General features: G+C 41.7%; 12 protein-coding genes. 4 read left to right on the top strand and 8 right to left on the bottom strand.

Going from position 1 to position 14,014, the window contains the following annotated elements; all coding sequences use genetic code 11:
* Positions 1-74 precede the first annotated feature (74 nt).
* From Q4575_RS06550 to Q4575_RS06530, 5 genes are all read right to left on the bottom strand, one after another.
* Complete coding sequence (locus Q4575_RS06550; protein ID WP_303521775.1) at positions 75-899, bottom strand: hypothetical protein; 825 nt, start codon at positions 897-899, stop codon at positions 75-77.
* Positions 892-1,929, bottom strand: coding sequence for an MlaD family protein (locus tag Q4575_RS06545; RefSeq protein WP_215964430.1), 1,038 nt, complete (start codon positions 1,927-1,929; stop codon positions 892-894). The genes Q4575_RS06550 and Q4575_RS06545 overlap by 8 nt, the downstream gene beginning before the upstream one ends.
* Positions 1,919-2,590, bottom strand: coding sequence for an ATP-binding cassette domain-containing protein (locus Q4575_RS06540; protein WP_215964431.1), 672 nt, complete (start codon positions 2,588-2,590; stop codon positions 1,919-1,921). Before Q4575_RS06540 ends, Q4575_RS06545 begins: the two co-directional genes overlap by 11 nt.
* Complete coding sequence (locus Q4575_RS06535) at positions 2,590-3,336, bottom strand: ABC transporter permease (RefSeq protein WP_215964432.1); 747 nt, start codon at positions 3,334-3,336, stop codon at positions 2,590-2,592. Before Q4575_RS06535 ends, Q4575_RS06540 begins: the two co-directional genes overlap by 1 nt.
* Before the next feature lie 122 nt (positions 3,337-3,458).
* Positions 3,459-4,070 (bottom strand): TetR/AcrR family transcriptional regulator, encoded by a 612-nt coding sequence (locus tag Q4575_RS06530; protein WP_215964433.1) that lies wholly within the window; start codon positions 4,068-4,070, stop codon positions 3,459-3,461.
* 118 nt (positions 4,071-4,188) lie between these two features.
* On the opposite strand from Q4575_RS06530, the gene Q4575_RS06525 reads away from it, so the two are divergent.
* From Q4575_RS06525 to Q4575_RS06510, 4 genes are all read left to right on the top strand, one after another.
* Positions 4,189-5,304: an MBL fold metallo-hydrolase gene (locus Q4575_RS06525; protein WP_303521774.1), complete on the top strand. Its 1,116-nt coding sequence runs from the start codon at positions 4,189-4,191 to the stop codon at positions 5,302-5,304.
* A 29-nt stretch (positions 5,305-5,333) separates the two neighbouring features.
* Complete coding sequence (locus Q4575_RS06520) at positions 5,334-6,428, top strand: efflux RND transporter periplasmic adaptor subunit (RefSeq protein WP_303521773.1); 1,095 nt, start codon at positions 5,334-5,336, stop codon at positions 6,426-6,428.
* A 2-nt stretch (positions 6,429-6,430) separates the two neighbouring features.
* Positions 6,431-9,472 carry an efflux RND transporter permease subunit gene (locus Q4575_RS06515; RefSeq protein WP_303521772.1) on the top strand — a complete coding sequence of 1,014 codons (3,042 nt, stop codon included), beginning with the start codon at positions 6,431-6,433 and terminating at the stop codon, positions 9,470-9,472.
* Between the two features lie 101 nt (positions 9,473-9,573).
* The gene (locus Q4575_RS06510) at positions 9,574-10,278 is read left to right on the top strand and encodes an SOS response-associated peptidase family protein (RefSeq protein WP_303521770.1); all 705 of its coding nucleotides are present in this window, start codon (positions 9,574-9,576) and stop codon (positions 10,276-10,278) included.
* 61 nt (positions 10,279-10,339) lie between these two features.
* On the opposite strand, the gene Q4575_RS06505 is transcribed toward Q4575_RS06510, so the two are convergent.
* The 3 genes from Q4575_RS06505 to Q4575_RS06495 are packed head-to-tail and all read right to left on the bottom strand — an operon-like array spanning position 10,340 to position 13,982.
* Positions 10,340-12,073 carry a GMC oxidoreductase gene (locus tag Q4575_RS06505; protein WP_303521769.1) on the bottom strand — a complete coding sequence of 578 codons (1,734 nt, stop codon included), beginning with the start codon at positions 12,071-12,073 and terminating at the stop codon, positions 10,340-10,342.
* Between the two features lie 24 nt (positions 12,074-12,097).
* Complete coding sequence (locus tag Q4575_RS06500) at positions 12,098-12,715, bottom strand: gluconate 2-dehydrogenase subunit 3 family protein (RefSeq protein ID WP_272181090.1); 618 nt, start codon at positions 12,713-12,715, stop codon at positions 12,098-12,100.
* On the bottom strand, positions 12,702-13,982 hold the full coding sequence (locus Q4575_RS06495; RefSeq protein WP_303521762.1) for a sugar MFS transporter: 1,281 nt from the start codon (positions 13,980-13,982) through the stop codon (positions 12,702-12,704). The genes Q4575_RS06500 and Q4575_RS06495 overlap by 14 nt, the downstream gene beginning before the upstream one ends.
* Positions 13,983-14,014 lie beyond the last annotated feature (32 nt).

Here is a 14,014-nt window from a genome sequence, read left to right as displayed (position 1 = left end):
TGGAACAATATGTGATTGCGCCATAAACTTGATTTCATACGTATTCATCACCACAACCAACAAGATTTTTAGTTTTAGATGACTTTCAATTCGGTAATGCGCTTAGCTTGTTGTTGATAATACTGTGATTTTTCAGGTTGGTTTTGTTGTGCAAAAAAGTCCGATAACAACAAATAACAATCCGCTATTTTATTGCTTTGCTCTAACATCGAAAAATGCGCTATTGCGTCTATTAGAATAGGCTCAGCCAACTCGTTATTTTGAGCCGTTAAGTATTTCCCGTACTGAAATACCGCATAAGAAAATATTTCGATATTGTAAAGTCGACCTTCGCTTTTTAGTTCGGCAAGGACATTGTAGCCTGTGGCGATGGTAGTAACAGGAACACTCGAATTATCGTACACCCAACTAACAAACTGGTAAAAAATACGTTTTTCAGGTTCGTTTTTAAAAGCTTTTTGCAACGTGGACAAATGTTCAAGTGCGATATCGGTATTGCCTAAATACTGCTGATATTGGGCTTTTACATACAATAATGAATTTTTCAAACCAACAGGCTCAAATTGCTCGATTTGAGCCACAGCGTCCATTAGTTCTTTGGCTTTCTCGACCTCGTTCAATTTTAAATACACTGCTGCACGTTTTAATTGTGATAAACCAAAACCGTATTTGTCGTTTCGTTTTAATGCGTATTTTTCTGATTCTTGATAATAAACCAGCGCTTCTTTATATTGACCTAACTGACGTTTGTCGTCAGCTAACGTTAATAACGCATTGCCTACCGACTGCAATGTCGTCACTTCGTATTGTTGTTTATCTACGCTCGAACAAGACGTTAAACCTAAAACAACTGAGATAAGTGATCCTAAAAATATCAAAGATTTGATCGAATTAATCATTCATCTCTATTCCTTTTGGTGGTTTGTTTTTTTCTATTCCGCCTTTAAGTAATGGATTGTTGTTTACGCCCTGCAGCGTTTTGTCCATCCGGTTAAGTACTTTTAATAGGGTATTTACGGTCACAGCCAATTGCATTCGTTCAGCGTAGACTTCATCTATCATACCCTTCACTAAATTAAGGCTTTCGTTTACGTTAGTCATTATCTCTGGTAGCTGCCCACCTGTGGTTTGCTCCACTAATCCGATCGGATCTTGATATTGAGCAGACACCGATTGCAGTTCAGTTATTAAAGCTTCGGCTTCACTTAATAATCCATCAATCTTAGTTTGCGTTAAAGGGACATTAGCTAAAATTTGATTCGCGTTTGCGATCAGCAATTCCGTTTCATTCACCACAGAACTGCTGCTAAGTTGCTGACTTAAAATCAGTAAATGGTCACTCATCGACGCAACTCGATCGAGTATTTTAAACAACGAACCGTCTTCTGGGTTATCTGATTTTTGTAGGTTGGTGAGCAAGGTATTGACGCTTGAGATGATTGAGTCCACGCTGTTTCCTGGCTTAGAGATAATGCCTTTTTTAACAAACATACGGCCCACATCACTATCAATGTAAGGCACCATAGACCCTGCAAATAAGGGATCATAGCGATACCCAGCCAACTTGTTGGGCATGAGCAATTCAAATTCGGTAGCATTGTTCAAAAATACGTTTTGATTGCCTGATAAAACCGCGTGTTGAATTATTTTAGGCTGGTAATCAATAAATACGTAAAAGTCGACTTCGATATCGTTGGTCTCTTCATTTAAACTGAAATCTGAAATTCGACCAATTTCGAGCCCTTTGAAATAAATGGGCGGTTTTGCGCTTAACCCTTTAGCGTCGTTTAAAATCGTTCGGTAATAAACCTTATCTACCAATGCTTTAGTATTAATCAAAATGATCACAGTGAACGCAATAAGAAAGGCCAAACCTGCCGTCACAAAGGCAAATACGATACGGTTAGTACGATTAGCGTTATTTAACATCGTGTTGCCTTAAAATACCTTCCGATAATATAAAGTGTCGTGTTGCAAATTCTACAATAAGCTCATCATTATTTGACAATAATATGATTGTTGAACCTGCCCGTTTTAAATCGCTTAATAATGATTTGACCACATCTTCGTAGCGTTGGTCTATCTCTACTAAAGGGGCATCCCAAATTAAACATTTAGGTTCGAGTAACATTCCTCTTACAAAGCCCGCTAATGCTGCCTGCCCAACTGATAGAGCATCCATTCGTTGAGACAAAAACTTGGTTATACCGACCAGTTCAGTTAGATGATTTATTTTAGCCAGCTTATCCTCTCTACTTAAGTAAGGATAATGCAAATTGAGTGGTAACAAAAAGTTTTCTAACAAAGACAAATTAGAAATCAGTGCTGGACGTTGAAATATTGTGGAAAAGCACTTTCTAAAATGTTGATTTTGTTGCTGGTTCATTGAGTATATTGCTTGCTCATCGACCAAAACTCGACCTTTATCTGGTTGAATTAATCCACATAAAATTGAAAACAACAGCGATTTTCCGTTACCCGACGGTGCGGATATCACAATTGACTCCCCACTTTCGACATTAAAACTAACATTACGTAGCAGTTTTACGTCACCTCGATTGTGACTGACGTTTTGCATATTCACGTTCATTACATATTCACCAAAATCATGTAAAGCCCGGAACCGATGGCATTGACCATCACAACCGCGATAACTGAACCACCCACCGCTTTAATATTTCGCTGTGGAACCTCGGTAATTGCCCGTTGGACGCTGAGACCTTGAAAACTACTGATTACGCTGATGAAAAACCCAGACATCACAACCTTGAGCACCATCATAAATAAATCCAGCGCTTCGAGTTGGTCCATTAACCGAGTTACAAACTCCACCAAGGGGATGTTTTGAAATAAGTTACTTATGAGAAAGCCACCAAATATACCTGTCATCAAAAAATAGCTCATCAAAATAACCAAAGATAAAATCATTCCGATAACACGGGGCGTAACAAGATAGGAGATTGGCGCGACGCCCATGCAAATTAACGCGTCAATTTCCCGATTAACCCGCATATTGCCTAACTCAGTGCAAATGGCAGTTCCTGAGCGGGCTAAAATAATGAGACAAACGATAAATGGACCAAGATCACGAACCATGGCAAAGATAAGTATTTTGTAGATCCACTCTGTTTGACCAATCGAGGTCAACAAAGGATACCCTTCGGCAATAATGATGGCACCTAAGACCAAAGATAATAGGGTACATAGACCTAATGCCTGAACGCCAGTGAATAAAACCTGCTTGACCAAGACATCAAAACTGATGGCTTTATTACGGCGGAAGTGGATGAGGTCGTCGATAACCTCTGCGGAAAATATTGTTAGACTGTTTGTCATATTTATCGCGCTTTATCCAAAGAGTTTACAGCCAATATTGGCTATAAATTAAGTTAACTGCCTTATAATCATACGTTTCAGACCAACAATCAACCTCTAACTCAATGGCAATTTCAAATCGTTTATATTTGATAATAACCGAGGATCATACCAACTGTTGTTTTCGCTAATTGGTCAATTTGTTCAGCATTCAATTCTGGCTTCATTCGCATAAACTGCGGCCAAAATGCTTGCCCTTTAAGCAGGCTAATGATCTGCTCATTAATAAAATTCACATCAGTTAATTTAAGTCTTTTATCCGCTTGAGCGGCCTTAAGCCAACGCTTCATTGCGGTTTCTTGTTGAAAAAACTGCGCCATATTTTCCTGTAACGCTTCTGGGTTAAACAGCCAATAGCCCATGGAAACACGGATTAGTTCTGATATTTCAGGGCAGCACATAATACTTAATTCATTCTTAATTAAGATTAATAATTGCTCGTCGAGTGGTTTATCTGGCTGGTAGTTAAAATCAAATATTGCGATGTTTTTCTGCCAAATTTCTTGAATAAGTCCAGTAACCAAAACTTCTTTACTTGGGAAATGGTTATACACAGTACGTTTTGACACTTCCGCCATTTCAGCAATCTTATCCATACTGGTATTGTTCACACCAAATTGTTGAAATGCCTGCATTGCACTTGTCACGATAGCTTCGCGCTTTAATTCGCTTCGAGTTTTTTTTATATCAGTCATCACAAATCCTCAATTCCCAGACGCCAAACTTAGCGGCCAACATTTTTACACTAATCAGTTTACTTTTCAATTTATTCACTTAAACTACACCGTGCAGTGTACTTTGTGAAGAGATGTTATGATTAAATTATTAGGGGCAGTCATTATGGCGATTTTGTTAACTGGATGTGCAACCGAACCCACTAAAACTTTTGAAAATAGTGAAATTAAATACTCATCTGATTTGGGTCAACTTTGGCAAATTGCTAAAGCTTTCTGGAACGACGACCGAAAGTACGCAACCCCAAAAGAGGCTATTCCGATGGCCAAATTAACAACGGAAATGCTCACATCAAGCCACGAAGACGCTGTTTTTAAACTAGGTCATTCTTCGGTTTTACTTCGCATTGATGGTGAATTTATTTTATTTGATCCTGTCTTTAGCGAACGCGCCTTCCCGGTCCAATGGATGGGGCCTAAACGTTTTCATCAAGCACCAATTTCAATTGACGATTTGCCGCATATTACCGCTGTCGTTATCAGCCATGATCATTACGACCACCTAGATAAAAACGCCATTAAACAACTCGCTTCAAAAGTAGACCGCTTTATTACGCCCCTTAAAGTAGGCCAGCACTTAACTGATTGGGGCGTGGATAGTCAAAAAATTATCGAACTTGATTGGTGGCAACAAACTAATGTCAAAGGCGTCAATGTTGTCGCTACACCTTCACAGCACTTTTCTGGCCGAACATTAACCGACCGCGACGAAACATTGTGGGCAAGTTGGGTTATTCAAGGCTGGGAAAACAAAGTGTTTTTTAGTGGTGACTCAGGTTACTTCTCTGGCTTTAAAACTATCGGAGAAAAATTCGGACCGTTTGACGTCACGCTTATCGAAACTGGCGCTTACAACAAGCTTTGGTCAGAGATTCATATGATGCCAGAACAGAGTTTACAGGCGCATATTGATTTGAACGGTAAGGTAATGATCCCGATTCACAACGGTACTTTTGACCTATCTCTACATGATTGGTTTGCCCCTTTAGAATCTATTTTCCAATTGGCAAGTGACAATGACGTTCGATTAGCAACTCCTATTTTTGGCGAAGCACTTTTAATCAACAACGCTAAAACCAGCAAACAACCCGCGACGACTTGGTGGCGTAAATTTATGCCAATCGATGAGCAATCAGCGACGTCTGACTATGGACCTAAAAAATTAACTCCATCGTTGTCCTCTGGCGGCGAATAACCATATTTTTATTTTATTCGGAATTAAACATGATCTCTAACAATACGTTCACTACATCTAAATTGAAAAAACCAACCATTCTGCTAGGGGCATTTTTAGCGTCTATTTTTATTGCAGGTTGCGCAGAAGAAGAGGTGCAAACTGAAACTGCCATCATCGAACCGACTGTTAAATTGTCAGCCGCTACAGATATGCCAAACTTTTCTGAATTTGAATTTCCAGCAGAAGTTTCAGCGGTCAAAACTATCGACGTGAGTTTTGAAGTCGCCGGTCGATTGCAGGACGTAAATTTGCGCACGGGTTCTATCGTTAAAAAAGGTGACTTACTTGCTCAAGTCGATCCAACTGAATTCACTCAACGCCTTAATGAAGCTAAAACCCGTTTAGAACAGGCGAAGCGAGATTTAGATCGTGCCACCGCCACATTTGAAAAAGGCCTTGCAGCCCAAAGCCAACTCGATAATGCAAAAACAAATTACGAACTTGCTCAAATTGCAATAAATCGCGCGCAGAAAGATTTAAGTTATACCTCGGTTAAAGCGCCATTTGATGCACAAATTTCACAACGTCTTGTGGACAACAATAACTTTGTAAAAGCGGGGGACATCATTGCTAAATTGCAGGATGTGTCACGATTTTATTTTAATATTAATGTCCCTGAACGTTTATTAACTGGCTACAAACAAGGCGCAGAGATTGAAGCCGCCGCAAGCATCATTTCAGCACCAGAAAAAATGTATCAATTAGAATATGTTGAACATGCCACGCAAGCAGATCCGATTACTCAAACATACAAAGTCGTTTTTGCTGCGGCAACGACCGATCCTAGCCTGACACCTGGGGCACGAGCCAAAGTCTTACTAAAACTAGGTTATCAACGTTATGGCGATGGTTTATTAATTCCTGTTACGGCACTCGTTGGCAATAATAGCGAAGGGTTCCACGTATGGAAATTTGATCCAAAAAACCGTGAAGTTATAGCAACTGAAGTCGAGGTCTTGTTTGTTAAAAACCAGCAAGCACTAGTGAAAAGCACGCTAAACGCAGGCGATGAAGTCGTTGCTGCTGGTACTACGAAGATGCGCGAAGGCCTTGTTGTTAAACCTTACAATGCGGAGCTGTAATAATGGATATCGCTCGTTATTCCATTAAAAACCCAGTCAACATTTGGTTGATGGTAATCGTATTTATCATTGGCGGTTTAATCGCCCTTAACAATATCGGTCGACTAGAAGACCCCGCATTTACCATTAAACAAGTACAAGTTGTTACTCAGTTTCCTGGGGCCAGCGCGGTTAAAGTTGAACGGGAAATTACTGAACCACTAGAGATCGCTATTCAGCAGATGCCGCAACTGCGTCGCATTATGTCGATTTCTAAACCCGGTGTTTCAGAAATTACAGTTGAAGTAGAGTCGCATTACGATTCAAATGTATTGCCTCAAATTTGGGACGAACTCCGAAAACGTCTACGTGACGCTGGTAAAAATTTGCCAATTGGCGCACAAACACCAAGCGTTTACGACGACTTTGGTGATGTGTATGGCATGTATTACGCCTTAAGTGCTCCTGAATTTTCACCTCAAGAATTACGTGAGTTTGCTCGTATTATTCGCCGTGAGTTATTGGTTACCGAAGGCGTTGCTAAAGTGCAGGTTAGCGGAGTACAACAAGAACAGCTTGTTGCCTACATTAATCCTTATCAAATCGCCGGATTGGGCATTTCGTTCCCCGATCTGGCTCAGTTATTAGCCGAAAACCTAAAACCTTTTAATGGCGGTCGTGCCCAAGTTGGCGAGAAAAAAGTTCGTATACTGGTGGATAATGCCCTAGATAAAATTGACGAAATTTATAACTTGTCGTTAGTTGTCCCTGGTAGTTCACGTTCGATAAAAATTCGTGACGTCGCTGAACTCAAAATAGAACCCGTTGATATTCAACCTGTTTTAGTTCGCTATCAAGGCCATGAAGCCATCACATTAGCCATTTCTGCGTTAAACGATGTCAATATCGTTAACGTCGGGCACAGCGTGACCGACAAAGTTGAGCAGATAATTACGACGTTACCAGCAGGTATTACGTTAACCCCAATTTACGACCAAGCGGCACTTGTTGACCAATCTGTTAAGGGGTTTATAGATAACCTAATTTTGTCGGTTGTTGTGGTAACACTTACCCTTTGTATCTTTATGGGTTGGCGTTCAGGTGTTGTTGTTGGCGCAGTACTGTTAGTAACAGTAATGGGTACTGTGTTGATCATGTGGTTAATGGGTTTGCAGCTACAACGAATTTCACTTGGCGCTATGGTAATTGCCATGGGTATGCTGGTCGACAATGCGATAGTTGTGGCTGAAGGCATGATGTTAAGAATGAAGCAGGGCAAATCGGCCACAGAAGCAGCCAGCTTTATTGTTAAACGAACACAGTGGCCTTTACTAGGGGCGACAATTATTGGTATCGCAGCGTTTTCTGGTATTGGTTTGTCAGACGATGCAACAGGTGAATTTTTGTACTCATTATTTGCCGTCGTCTTAGTTTCTTTGTTGCTTAGCTGGGTATTAGCAACAACGGTTGTGCCTTTATTTGGTAAATATTTTTACCAAGTTGGTAACGACACAGCGGGCGAAACAAACAAAGGCGTGTTATATCGCGGTTATTTGGCTTTGCTGCACACCGCGCTTAAATTTAGATGGATAACGGTTGCTGCGTTATTAGCGATAACCGTTGTGGCTTATATGGGCTTTGGGTCAGTAAAACAAGGCTTTTTCCCAAGTTCTAATGCACCATTGTTTTATATCCATTATTGGGGTCCACAGGATCGTGATATTCGTCATACAACTGAAATTATGACTCAAGCTGAGTCGGCCATTTTAGAACATAAAGATGTTGATACCGTAACGACCTTTATTGGCCGTGGTGCAGACCGCTTTACCCTGACTTATGCGCCACAACAGCCAAACGAGAGTTATGGCTACTTTTTAATTAAAGCCACTGACCGAGACAAAATAGACTCGTTAATTAAAACATTAGTAAAACAACTTCCGCAGCTGGACTTAGATGCCAACTTTTATAGCGAACGTATGCAATTTGGTCCCGGTGGCGGCGCCAAACTTGCGGCACGTTTTTCTGGTCCAGACACTGAAGTACTGCGTGACTTAGCAGAACAAGCCAAAACCATCTTAATCAACGACGAAAAAGTTCGAGATATTCGTCACAACTGGCGAGAAAAAGGGCTGGCTATCAATACCCATTACGATGCGTTTAATGCTGGTATGACGGGCATTACCCGTTCTGACTTTAGCCAAGCGATTCAATACGCTAGCACTGGACTTGAATTAGGTAAATTGCAAGATGGTGACTATAGCTATTCGATAAAAGCCAAAATGGCGATGGCGTCTGATTCAGAACTTGATTCAATTAAAAACAGCCAAGTTTGGAGTTCGTCCCAACGTCACCATGTGCCGTTTTTACAAGTCTCCAATGGACTAGAGCTGGTAAACGAAGAAACACAAATTCATCGCCGTAACCGCTTACGCACAATAACGGTTAATGCTGACCCTGGATTTGACGAAACCGCTGGCCAGGCATTTGCCCGCATGAAACCGCAAATCGAAGCGATTTCATTACCCGATGGCTACAAACTGGAATGGGGCGGAGAATATGAGTCGTCAAAAGACGCTCAAAAAGCACTTGGTTCAGGCTTGCCGGCTGGGTTCTTGGCGATGTTTTTAATTTCGGTTTTACTGTTTGGTCGAGTACGTCAACCTTTGATCATTTGGTTAATTGTGCCAATGGCTGCAGTAGGTGTGGTCAGTGGTTTGTTGGCCACAGACATGCCATTTGGGTTTATGTCGCTGCTCGGTTTTTTAAGTCTGTTTGGTATGTTAATTAAAAATGCCATTGTTCTTATTGAAGAAATCGACCTGCAGATCCAAGAAGGACTCGAAGCCAAAGTCGCGATTATTACCGCCAGTGCTAGTCGTTTACGGCCTGTCGCATTAGCCGCCATTACCACCATTTTAGGTATGGCCCCGTTGTTATCAGATGCCTTTTTTGCTGACATGTCGGTGACCATCATGGGTGGATTAGCATTTGCTACGATATTAACAATGATTGCCGTTCCTGTATTTTATAGTATCTTTTATAAAGTAAGCTATAGAGCTAAGTAACGACAAACGCATAATGCTAACGGCGCCTTGTCATGACAAGTGCGCCGTTTTTTATGTTTGCTATTTGGCCAATGACGATATCCAACCTTGGGAGATAAATAATGTGTGGCAGATTAAACGTAACTGACGATCCCTGGGTACGCCAATTAGCACTGGATTTAGGGGTGAATTTAGATCAAACGCCAATTCAACCAAACCGTTTTGTGCGAGCGGCTTCAGAAGTACAAATTATCGTAGAAAAACCCGGCGCGCGATTTCTTCGTCCCGCGACCTGGTGGTTGCTTCTGGAACGTTCAGATAATGGATTCAAACCGTCAAAATACACATCCTTTAATACTCGATACGACAAGTTGAATGTCCCCCGAAGCGCCGGATATGCGCCATTTCGAGAATCACGTTGTGTTATCGTAGCTAAAGGCTTTGGTGAGACCGAGTTTGTGCAACACGGTAAACAAAAAGTCCCTAAACACTATTATGATTTGACCGCCAAAGACGGCGCTATAGCGTTTGGGGGATTGTATCGAGATTATTATAATAAACAGACTGGAGAAATCGTCACCGGTTGTAGCGTGATCACCTTACCGCCGCACCCTAAATTAAATGAAATTCACAGCAAAGCAAGCCCATTGATGTTACCTCAAGATGACACATTAAACGCTTGGTTAGATCCATACAATCAAGATGTTGCGATGTTTCAACACCTTTTGCAGCCAAATATTAGACAAACACTTGAAGCCACACAAATTGATAAACCAAGCTTATTTAATGCCATCGCCGAGCCTATTTTAATTCAAGCTGATGGCTAACGACTGAGATGTTGAATCGCCGCGAATACAAACTGATCGGCGACGATTTTTATTAGCGATTTTATATCCGTTTGTTATTCATCTCATTCACGCAATATTTAACTGCCCTGACCGTCATTGCCATAAAGGTTAACGATGGGTTTACTACCGCAGAAGAACAAAACGCTGCACCGTCTGAGACAAATAAATTATCAATGTCGTGGGTTTGGTTAAAGCCATTTAAGATTGAATCTTTTGGATCGCGTCCCATACGTGCTGTACCTACTTCATGAATCGCTAACCCCGGTGCGTTATGGTCATAGGTCGTGCGACTTTTAACATCCAAAATACCTGCTTTTCTAAGCATCTCGGCACCAACTTGTGCGGCATCTTCCATCATCAGTTTTTCGTTATCTGACCATTGGCAATTGATGTCCAATTGCGGAATACCCCATTTATCAGTTTTAGTTGGGTGCAATGCCACTTGGTTCTCAAATCTAGGTAACATTTCACCCTGGGCATAAAGCCCTAGTCGCCATTCTCCAGGTTCAGTTAGCTTAGACTTATAGTCGGCACCAATTCCGTCACTGCCACCTTTACCACGCCAATCGGTGCGATATGCCCCCATACCAAATGCATAACCACGTTTAAACCCTTCGCCATAAAGGCTCGGTTTATAACGAAAATTAGGAATGTAACACCCCGTTGGACGACGTCCCTGATAAAATTCGTCCTCAAACCCTTCAACCCTGCCATCGGCACTCGCATTGTAATTATGGTCCATTAGATAATGTCCCAATACGCCTGACGAGTTTGCAATACCATTAGGGAATTTCTTAGACTTACTATTGAGCATAATTTGGGTACTGCCCAGCGTACTTGCACACAAAAATACTACTTTGGCAAAGTATTCACGGGTGGTTAAATTGTCGTTATCGATGACTTTAACACCGAGCACTTTATTGGTTTTGTCGTCATAAATTAGACTATGAACCACACTATTTGGCGCGATATGCAGATTGTTTGTTTTCGCCGCCGCAGGCAGAGTTGAGCTTTGGGTAGAAAAATAAGCGCCAAATGAACAGCCTTTTTGGCATTCATTTCGGGCTTGGCATTGCACTCGGCCTTGCTCGATATGCAGCTGTGTCGGTTTAGTTAAATGGGCGCAACGGCCCATAACCACGTGTCGTTCAGTGTAATTTTTATCAACAAACTGTTTGAACATTTTTTCCGGTGAGGTCATTTCAAACGGCGGTAAAAATTCGCTGTCGGGCAAATTTACTAGCCCTTCGGCCTGACCACTAATGCCGACAAACTTTTCAACGTAGCTGTATTCATCTTTCAAATCATCATAACGGATTGGCCAGTCATTGCCTTCACCGTCACGTTTATTCGCTAAAAAATCGTCTTCACATAGTCGGTAGCTTTGTCGATGCCACAAAAGGGACTTACCACCGAGTTGATTGGCTCTAATCCAGGTGAAGTCGGTACCTTCTTTGGTCGAATAAGGCAATTCTCGGTCGTTACCAAAAAAATGCTTAGTGCTATCGTGAAACGCATAACATTTTTTTTGTTGATGGAAATCTTGTTCCACTAGTAAGTTATCGACCTTGCTTCTATTTGGAAACTCCCACGGGCCTTTACCTTCACCCGGATAGTCTTCACGGTGTTTTACCACACGCCCGCGCTCAATCATTAACGTATTTAATCCGCGTTCACAAAATTCTTTAGCTGCCCAGCCGCCGGTAATTCCAGAACCAACAACAATGGCATCAAAGACAGTATCGGTTTGTTCTATATACATTTTATCGTTCATATTTTACTCCACTGCCATTTGAGACTAATAAAAGGCATGTGAACCCCATGCTTTATCGCCCTTTTTATAAGGGATTGAACCGGTAAACCCACCCGGTACCGGCAGATATCGTAGCGCCTGTGTCGCGCCAACTTCTGACGTGAAAAAGCCGAACACGATAAGGTGTTTAATTAGCTGAAATTTGGACTTTTGATCGTGGTTAAAACCGTCAAGTCGTTCTAATTTAGTTAATAATTCATGACGTTGACTGTCAATTAACTGCGCAAATGACGTTGAAAAAGCATTGATGGCTGCACTTTCAATATCATCCACTATTTCTATTGCCAAACGTCGGTCATGCTCGTTGTAACAAACCGCTAATTGATGATCGATGAACCCATGACAATCAACATCTTCAGCACTTGGTGTATCTGTTTTTGGCAAAACGGTTCTGGCAATTTTTGCCAACGTCGCCATTTGTGACTGCGTAAAGGTTTTGCCTTTACGGTGGGCGCTGTTTGGTGTCATTTCGTAGGCAAATGCCTGATTTAACTTCACCCCACTGACAAGCGTAAAGGCTGCACTCGAACCAACTACTAGACCTAACTTACGCAGAAAGTCACGGCGCGTTGGTTCGGTTAATTCGTTATTAGATGGTTCCATGTTCACCTTCCGACTTTTCTACTGTTGAATCTGTGTCAGTAGATTGTTCTGGTTGTTTTTGTTGACCATTTGTTTGTCTTCTCACAATGACAAATAACACCGCAAATACAACGATTAAGACACTAGGGAATACCGTTAAGTTTGAGAGTACTTCTTGCCCGGCAACCAATCCAACTTGGTCTGGCGCGACATTTGACATTTCTGCAGTCTTTTTCGCGTCGTCAATCCATTGGCCAATAACCGGATTCCACATACTGACCGAAAACATGCCAACACCACCGGCTAAAGACAATCCTAGAGCGCCTGTTTTTGGCGTATATTCCACAACACAACCCAGCATAGTAGGCCAAAAATATGTCACGCCGACGGCAAATAATATCGCCGCTAGATATATCATTGGGCCGCTGACTTGGCTCATCATATAAATTCCGCTAAGTGCGATTACCGACGATACAAACAAGGTGCCAACAGGGCTTAAGCGGTGAACCAATGGCCCCGCATAATAACGACCAACCGCCATTAGACCTGTAATTAACGCTAGGATAAGCATTGGCGAAGCACCGCTTTCACCTAAAATGCGTTCAATCCATTGTTGTGTGCCAAGTTCGGTTGTTGCCGTCAAACTAAAACATAACAACAGTAAAAGGTATAACGGCGAAAATAGACTGCGCATGTTATTTATTGTTGAGTTCTGTACTTTGTCAAAAATTGGGAAGGTGCTTTTTAGCAACATAGTTCCGTAAATAAGCGTAGGAATTAGAATTAGTGCAACTTGCCATTGCCACGTTAACCCAATAGACGCCATAAATTGTGATGCTAATGCACCAATCAATATGCCCCCTGGGAACCACACATGAAAACGATTCAGCATTGTTGTTTTATTGCTTGAATGCAGATCCGCGATTAGTGGATTACAACCCGCCTCGACCGAGCCATTAGCAAAGCCAATTAAAAACGTTGAAATAAGCAGGCCCCAAAATCCACCAGCGGTTAGGGTAAAAATAATGCCAAACAAGTGACAGGTAAATGCCAAAACGATCAGCTTTTTAGCGCCAAGTGCGTTATACAAAATACCGCCAAACATAGTCGCTATAGGAAAACCCAAAAATGCCATGGCATTTATCCACCCCAACTCACGGCCGTTGAGCCCAAATTCAACTCCGAGTTCTCCTAAGATCCCCGCGCGAATTGCAAAGGTCATTGCAGTCACAATAAGGGCAATACAGCAGAGCCTAAAAATCTTATCCTTGTCGACGATATTATTCATAATGTTCTCTTTTTTGTTATTTTTATCTGTTG

This window comes from Psychrosphaera sp. 1_MG-2023 (assembly GCF_030548245.1).
Taxonomy (GTDB): Bacteria; Pseudomonadota; Gammaproteobacteria; order Enterobacterales; family Alteromonadaceae; genus Psychrosphaera; species Psychrosphaera algicola.
This window is presented reverse-complemented; position numbering and strand designations above follow the sequence as displayed.